This window comes from Candidatus Electrothrix sp., assembly GCF_052785085.1.
In genome coordinates, this window is sequence record NZ_JALAAI010000155.1 from 1 (window position 1) to 7,928 (window position 7,928).

Sequence of the window (7,928 nt, forward strand, 5' to 3'; positions counted from 1 at the left end):
CAAGTAACTTAAGAAGATCATGGCAATTTTCTCCTGATAAAGTAATTCTAGAGAAAATATGATCATTTTATTCTGCTTTTCAAGTGGTTATTGTTGATTTTGTATCAAGAAGGTGTCGTTTTTGAGTGTGGAATTGTAGGGGCAGACCTGCGTGTCTGCCCGGCATAGAAGGGGGAACATATGGGTTCGCCCCTTCAGCACCTCAAACAATGGGTAGGATATTTCTCGTTTAATCTAACTATCCCGGCCTTCTGAGCCGTGATAAAAAAAATATGGTATAACGTGACCTTTGAACAGTTCAGCGATGGCACATCCTTTCTCCATCAGGCAGACCCCAGAGGCAAAATCATCTGCACGAGCCTCCTCAGCCTGATCATAGCCCTGAGTCGGAACTGGTTAACAGCTTTGCTTGGGCTTTTACTCGCCTGTCTTCTCGTCTTTATCGCCCGTTTACCATGGCATAAAATCTTTCGTCGATTAGCCTTAGTCAACAGTTTCAATATTTTACTCTGCCTTATCCTGCCGCTGACCTACAGCAGTGACAAAACCCTTTCTCTTTTCGGAATACACCTCAGTAGCACAGGATTCTTTCTTGCCTTCCTGATTACCATCAAATCCAACGCTGTTGTCCTGCTCTTTATCAGTCTTCTTGCCACGTCAACGGTTGCACAACTGGGCCACGGCCTTCAGCAATTGCGCCTCTCCCAAAAACTCTGTCTCCTTCTCCTCTTTTCCTATCGATATATTACTCTTATTCAGCAGGAACTCTTTCGTTTACAGCGGGCAGCTCAACTACGCTGCTTTCAACCGAAAACCAACCTGCATACCTACAAGACCTATGGCTATATGCTGGGCATGATGCTGATCCGCAGCTGGAATCGAGCTCAACGAGTGCAAGAGGCTATGGTCTTACGAGGGTTTTCCGGGCAGTTCCATGATCTATACGGTACAATGGGAGGTCAACGAAACGATTTCCTCCTCATAACAACCCTGCTTTTGGCAACTGCTGGCTTGCTGGGGCTTGAAATTTTCTCCTGGTAAGACAAAGAGGAAACAAAGGCTGAGTCAACAACAATCTATCGCAAATAACAGCAATTCTTGAGGGTTAATTCACGTCCTTGTCGTTGCGAACAAACTCGACAAAATCTGTCCGCTTTCGCTCTTGCATAAATGAAGATTATGCTCTATAATAATATATTAATGATCTTTTATGGATTGTTTTATTTTTGACATTGTCGTTGTATAAAAAAAACAAACTTTCAAAAAATCTCTGTTTTGTATCATAGCCCCTATGCAACGCAACCTGTTAGCATGCAGGGAGTTGCAAAAGTTTTTTATTGAGAAATCTGCATGACAAAATAAACAGCATGCTGTTTATTATTTTAGTTTTTTCACTTTTCGGCAGTACCGCCGGAATACATCAACCTCACGATTAAGGGAGAATTTATCAATGTCGCGAAAAATGGTCACCATTGACGGCAACCAGGCATGTACCCATGTTGCCTACGCCACCAGTGAAGTTATTACCATCTACCCCATTACTCCTTCTTCTCCGATGGCGGCTGAGGCAGATGCCAAGGCCACAGCAGGACAAAAAAATATCTGGGGTTCTGTGCCGGTTATCTCTCAGATGCAGTCTGAGGGCGGTGTTGCTGGCTCTTTGCACGGCTCCTTGGCTTCTGGCTCACTCTGTACCACCTTTACAGCCTCTCAGGGATTACTCCTGATGCTGCCCAATATGTACAAACTGGCCGGTGAGCTGACCCCAACGGTTTTCCATGTCACTGCTCGTTCCGTCGCCAGTCAGGGGTTGTCTATTTTCGGCGACCACGGTGACGTGATGAGTGCCCGTCAGACCGGTTGGGCACAGATTTGCTCTCAGAATGTTCAGGAAGCACAGGACATGGCCCTGATCGCCACCCAGTCTACTCTGGCTTCCCGGATTCCTTTCCTCCACTTCTTTGACGGTTTCCGCACCTCCCATGAAATCCAGAAGGTCGAGCAGCTCTCCAACGAGGATATGCAGGAGATGATCGACGAAAAGCTGATCACCGAGCACCGCAAGCGTGCCCTGACACCGGATCGGCCGTCCATGTCTGGTACAGCCCAGAACCCGGATGTCTACTTTACTGGTCGCGAGACGGTCAACAAATACTACAACGCAGTTCCGGGTATTGTTCAGGAAACCATGAACAAATTTGCAGCCCAGACCGGTCGCCAGTACAACCTCTTTGATTACTACGGAGCACCTGATGCAACTGACGTGGTTGTCATCATGGGATCCGGTGCCGAGACGGTTGCTGCTACCATTGATCACTTGGTCACAGAAGGCCGCAAAGTGGGTATGGTTATTGTTCGCCTGTTCCGTCCCTTTGACATGAAAGCTATGGTAAACGCCCTGCCCTCTTCTGTAGAGCGCATTACGGTCATGGATCGCTGCAAAGAGCCAGGCGCACCAGGTGAGCCGCTGTACCTGGATGTTCGCGCCGCTATTGGCGAAGCTGCTGAAGCTAATCCCACTATGATCATGCCGCTGGTACTGGGTGGACGTTACGGTCTGGGTTCTGCGGAATTCAGCCCGGCTATGGTAAAAGCTGTGTATGACAACATGGCTGCCCTGGCCCCGAAAAATCACTTCTGTGTTGGTCCTCATGATGACGTGACCCATACCTCTCTGGATTACGACAAGTCCTATAATATTGAAGGCAATGATGTGTACCGGGCTATGTTCTACGGCCTGGGTTCTGACGGTACTGTTGGTGCCAACAAGAACACCATTAAGATCATTGGAACAGAGACCGATAACTCAGCCCAGGGTTATTTTGTTTACGATTCTAAAAAATCCGGCTCCATGACCGTATCTCATCTCCGTTTTGGTGAGAACCAGGTTGTTGCTCCGTATCTGATTAACAAGGCCAGCTTTATCGCCTGCCATAACTTCACCTTCCTGGACAGCTACGATATGCTGGCGAACCTGGAAGACGGCGGTACCTTTCTGCTGACCACCACCTTTGATAAGGATACGGTCTGGGATCATCTGCCAGCCAAGGTGCAGCAGCAACTGATCGACAAAAAAGCCAAGTTCTACATCATTGATGCCATCAAACTGGGTCTGGCCATCGGTCTGGGCGCACGCATCAACATGATCATGCAGACTGCCTTCTTCCTGATCTCTGGCATCCTCAAAAAGGACGAGGCCATTGACGCAATCAAGACCGCAATCAAAAAGACCTATGGGAAGAAGGGTGATAAGGTCGTTAACATGAACTACGAGGCAGTTGACGCCGCAGTGAACAACATTGTTGAGGTTCCCCTGTCCGATAAAGTCACCGGTCACGAGCTGCCGCCAACCGTACCTGATGAGGCCCCTGAGTTTGTCAAAGAAATCACCGCAAAGATGATTGAAGGTAAAGGCGAGGAGATCAAGGTCTCTCAAATGCCAGCTGACGGTCGTTGGCCCACAGCTACCACTCAGTGGGAAAAGCGAAACATTGCGGTCAAGGTACCGGAATGGTCTCCAGAAACCTGTATCCAGTGCGGTAAATGTTCCTTAGTCTGTCCGCACGGCTGTATCCGCATCAAGGTTGCCTCTGATGAAGATCTGCAGGCAGCAGGAGCAGGAGGCAGCTTTAAAACCGCCGATGCAGTAGGCAAGGACTTTAAAGGCAAGAAATTCATGGTTCAGGTTTCCACTGCCGACTGTGCAGGCTGTACCCTCTGCTCCACGGCCTGTCCAGCACGCAAGAAAGATGCTGAGGGCAACAAGACCGAGGAGTCAGCCCTGAAGATGATCACCAATACCGAAGAGGTCTTAAAGGAATCTCAAGCCAACTGGAAGACCTTTATGGCTCTGCCTGAAATGGACAATGCCTCCATCAACCCGGCAACCGTGAAAGGCAGCCAGCTCAAGCGGCCTCTGTTTGAGTTCTCTGGAGCCTGTGCAGGTTGTGGTGAAACCCCGTACATCAAGCTGGTTACCCAGCTCTTTGGTGATCGGATGATGATTGCCAACGCTACTGGTTGTTCCTCCATTTACGGCGGCAACCTGCCCACCACCCCGTACTGTCAGCGTGAAGACGGACGCGGACCTTCCTGGTCTAACTCTCTGTTTGAGGATAATGCTGAGTACGGCTTGGGTATGCGCCAATCTGTGAACAAACTGGCTATGCAGGCTGCTGAACTGGTGGAACTGACCGTTGAAGAAGGCCTGATCAGCAAAGAACTGGCTGATTCCCTGCTCAATGCCAGCCAGAAAACTCAGGATGAGATCGAAGCCCAGCGTGCCCGGGTTGATGAGCTGAAAGCCGCTCTGGAAGGCAACAACAGTGTGACCGTTTCCCGCCTCCTGCCGGTTGCTGATTACCTGGTCAAGAAATCAGTCTGGTGCTTTGGTGGCGACGGTTGGGCCTATGATATCGGGTACGGCGGACTGGATCATGTTCTGGCATCCGGCGAGAACATCAATGTGCTGGTGCTTGATACTGAAGTCTACTCCAACACCGGTGGTCAGATGTCCAAATCCACCCCGCGTGCATCGGTAGCGCAGTTTGCAGCAGGCGGAAAGAAAATGCCTAAGAAAAATATGGGTATGATCTTTTCCACCTACGGCAACGTCTACGTAGCTCAGGTTGCTCTGGGTGCCAACCCGCAGCAGTTGGTTAAGGCTATCAACGAAGCTGAGGCTTATGATGGGCCGTCTATCATCATTGCGTACTCTCACTGCATCAACCACGGTCTGAACCTGGCTCTGGGGCTGGATCAACAAAAGAAAGCGGTTGAGTGTGGTCACTGGCCTCTGTATCGCTACAACCCGGAACTGGAAGATCAGGGCAAAAATCCGCTGACCATCGACTCCAAAGAGCCGAGCATTCCGTTCTCCGAGTACGCACTGAACGAAAATCGCTACCGGATGCTTAAGCTGTCCAACCCGGATCATTTTGATGAGCTGATGGATGCCTCCCAAAAGGACGTAACCAAGAGCTGGAAGTTCCTCCAGGGACGCTTTAAAGCGCTTGAGGACTAAAAGCTTTTTGCTTGATCCGATGGACTGTTAACCCAGTCTGATAAAAGCCCCTGCCGAGTTATCGGTTGGGGCTTTTTTTGTTTTGAATGCTGAGGCCGGAGTAAAGGAACATTGCGAAAAACCAGTAAATTCTGTAGACTTAAGCAAGCTGGTTATATTGAGTTTTATTCCAAATGGTTTGCACGGAAGGTTTGCATGAAATCAATTACAATTCATGATATAGACAATGATCTTTTCAGGAAAATATCTGAAAAATCAAAAAATACGGACTAAGCCAGAATCGTACTGTAAAGTTTATCCTGCAAAACACATTGCTGGCCGATAAAAAGGCTGCAAGGCGGGAGATGTTTTCTGATTTATTCGGGAAATGGACAAAAGCGGAAAAACGGAATTCAAAGAAAATATTAAAGAGTTAGAAAAAGTAAACGAATCAGACTGGAAAAAATGACAAAAATACTTCTTGATACAAACGCCTACAGCGGATTTATGTGGGGAAACTCTTTGCCGGATTCAGCGGAGGCAACAGGTTTTCCGAAAACAAGAAAGAATTGAAAACTTTTTTCGGCAAAGAAGGAGTGAAAATCATTGATGTTTCAATTGAAACATCGGAAATATTCGGTGAGATCAAATCTGGATTGCGTAAAAAAGGAAAAATGATTCCTTTAAATGACATATGGATTGCTGCACATGCTGTTGAAACGGGTGCGAAATTGATTACCTATGATGCTCATTTCAAAAATATCAATGGCCTGCGTTTATGGGAAGAGTTTTCCTGAGCTTGTGCTATATCTCCAACAGACCGCTGAGGTGGACATTAAAAAATCCTCTTCCGAGTTATCGGGAGGGGATTTTTTTGCCAATGCATCAACACATCTATCAAAATGAAAATATATTAAGCACTTATTTCTCGAATCCAGGAAGAAAGAACAATGCGGTTAAAGCAAGTTATAAAAAACACCCTCAAAAAAATCTATTTTGGTTGTTTTACTGTAAAAAATATACCTAAAATTAATCGATTAAATAAGTGGATACCATCTGCCCTTATCCATTTTTCTCTGATGGATAGCCATCCTAAAACGGCAGAAGACTATTTTGCTTGCAATGATAGTACCCCTTTCACTGATCTGGCACCTATTGATAGTGCAGATTCCGACGGAACGTATTCCAAGGCCCTTCATTATGCATTTTCAAATCCCCAGATTAAAAACATAGCTCTTAGCGGGCCATATGGGTCAGGAAAAAGTAGTATTATCAAAACATACGAAAAAAAGAGCAGCTTAAATTTTTTAAATATATCGTTAGCATCCTTCAAGGAAGATGATGGTAATTCTGAAAAAGAATTTATTGAGAGAAGTATCCTTCAACAAATGCTGTACGGAGCAGATGCTAATAAATTGCCACACTCTCGCTTTAAACGAATTTCAACTCCTGAACTGCCATTGTTGAAATCAGGCATTATCATCTTATGGCTTATCTTGTCAATATTCCTCTATTACTATAGAAATGAATGGGTTATTCTCGAATCTTATTCTTCGTGTTGGTGGAATCTGATTCTTGCGTTTGTTATTTCACTTCCTATAATCCTTCTGTCCGATTTTTATAAAGCCTCGTTTGGCCTTTCATTAAAGAAATTTTCTTTGAAAAACGCAGAAATAGAGACCGCCGATATTCCTGATGATTCCATTTTGAATCGTCATCTTGATGAAATTATCTATTTTTTCCAGGTGACTGATTATGACGTGGTCGTCATAGAAGATCTTGATCGATTCGGAAATCCAGAAATTTTTGTGAAACTTCGAGAAATCAACAAAATTATAAACGATAACAATAAGAATCACAATCAGGTTAAATTTTTGTATGCTCTTAAAGATGATATGTTTGCTCAAAATAACCGCGCAAAATTTTTCGATTTCATCATCCCTGTGGTTCCTGTTATCAACAGATCAAATTCATTGGATAAGATACTTGAGCATTTACATGAACATGACTTCGCAAAAAGCATAGATTCACAATTCTTACGTGAGGTTTCTCTGTACATTGATGACCTGCGGCTTATTCGTAATATCTTCAATGAGTTTACGATCTACTACGACCGTCTCAAAAGTGAGAGCCTTGATGCAACAAAGCTTCTTGCAATGATGATCTATAAAAATGTGTATCCCGATGATTTTGAAAACCTTCATCACGGTCAGGGCATTTTATTTGAGATATGCCAAGAAAAAAATGAGTACTTACGAAAATCTAAAGATCAATTAAAAGATAAAATCAATGAAACTAGAATCTCTATAGAGTCTGCTAATGACGAGCAGGCAAGAGATATTCGTGGCCTTATTGAGACATATATTGGCCATATCGTCATGTCTGTTAACGAACCAGTTTCTGGATTTTTTTTCGATAATAAGCGGTACGTTAGTTTTTCACAACTTGCAACATTTGAGAAATTTAAGCCTCTTCTTGTGGAAAATAATATTATGTTATCTAAACTCCCAAACAATCACCACCAAAATAGAGTACCAACAAACAAACCATTTTCACAATTTGAAGAAGAAATTAATCCTGGTGAAACGTTCTTGAGTAGAAAAGAAAATATTGAGAACAACTCTGAATCCCAAAAAAATGAACTGCAACAAAAGATTAAACGATTAAAAGAAGATGTCTTAGGACTTGCGCAAATCCAATTTTTCCAGCTGATTCAAAATTGTGCTATTGATTTTGAAAAGTTATTTGAAAAATACAAAATTACAGACGGCAATCTTCTCATATATTTAGTCAAAAATGGCAATACCGCAAAACTCGCACAGTAGCTTCAGGCAGCAAGCTTATACCACTGTTCCTTGAGCTTGTTTAACTGCTTCTGTGATTGTTTAGCGGAACGGATATGAGTTTTAAACCGATTCCTGTGATT

General features: G+C 44.5%; 4 protein-coding genes. All 4 read left to right on the forward strand.

Annotated features, from left to right (window positions below):
* Nucleotides 1-258 precede the first annotated feature (258 nt).
* The 4 genes from cbiQ (at nt 259) to L2082_RS17330 (ending at nt 7,827) form a co-directional block, all read left to right on the forward strand.
* Complete coding sequence (gene cbiQ / locus L2082_RS17315; protein ID WP_446010085.1) at nt 259-1,041, forward strand: cobalt ECF transporter T component CbiQ; 783 nt, start codon at nt 259-261, stop codon at nt 1,039-1,041.
* A 409-nt stretch (nt 1,042-1,450) separates the two neighbouring features.
* On the forward strand, nt 1,451-5,023 hold the full coding sequence (nifJ, locus tag L2082_RS17320; protein WP_446010084.1) for a pyruvate:ferredoxin (flavodoxin) oxidoreductase: 3,573 nt from the start codon (nt 1,451-1,453) through the stop codon (nt 5,021-5,023).
* Between the two features lie 488 nt (nt 5,024-5,511).
* Nucleotides 5,512-5,799 carry a PIN domain-containing protein gene (locus tag L2082_RS17325; protein WP_446010083.1) on the forward strand — a complete coding sequence of 96 codons (288 nt, stop codon included), beginning with the start codon at nt 5,512-5,514 and terminating at the stop codon, nt 5,797-5,799.
* Between the two features lie 153 nt (nt 5,800-5,952).
* Complete coding sequence (locus tag L2082_RS17330) at nt 5,953-7,827, forward strand: YobI family P-loop NTPase (RefSeq protein ID WP_446010082.1); 1,875 nt, start codon at nt 5,953-5,955, stop codon at nt 7,825-7,827.
* Nucleotides 7,828-7,928 lie beyond the last annotated feature (101 nt).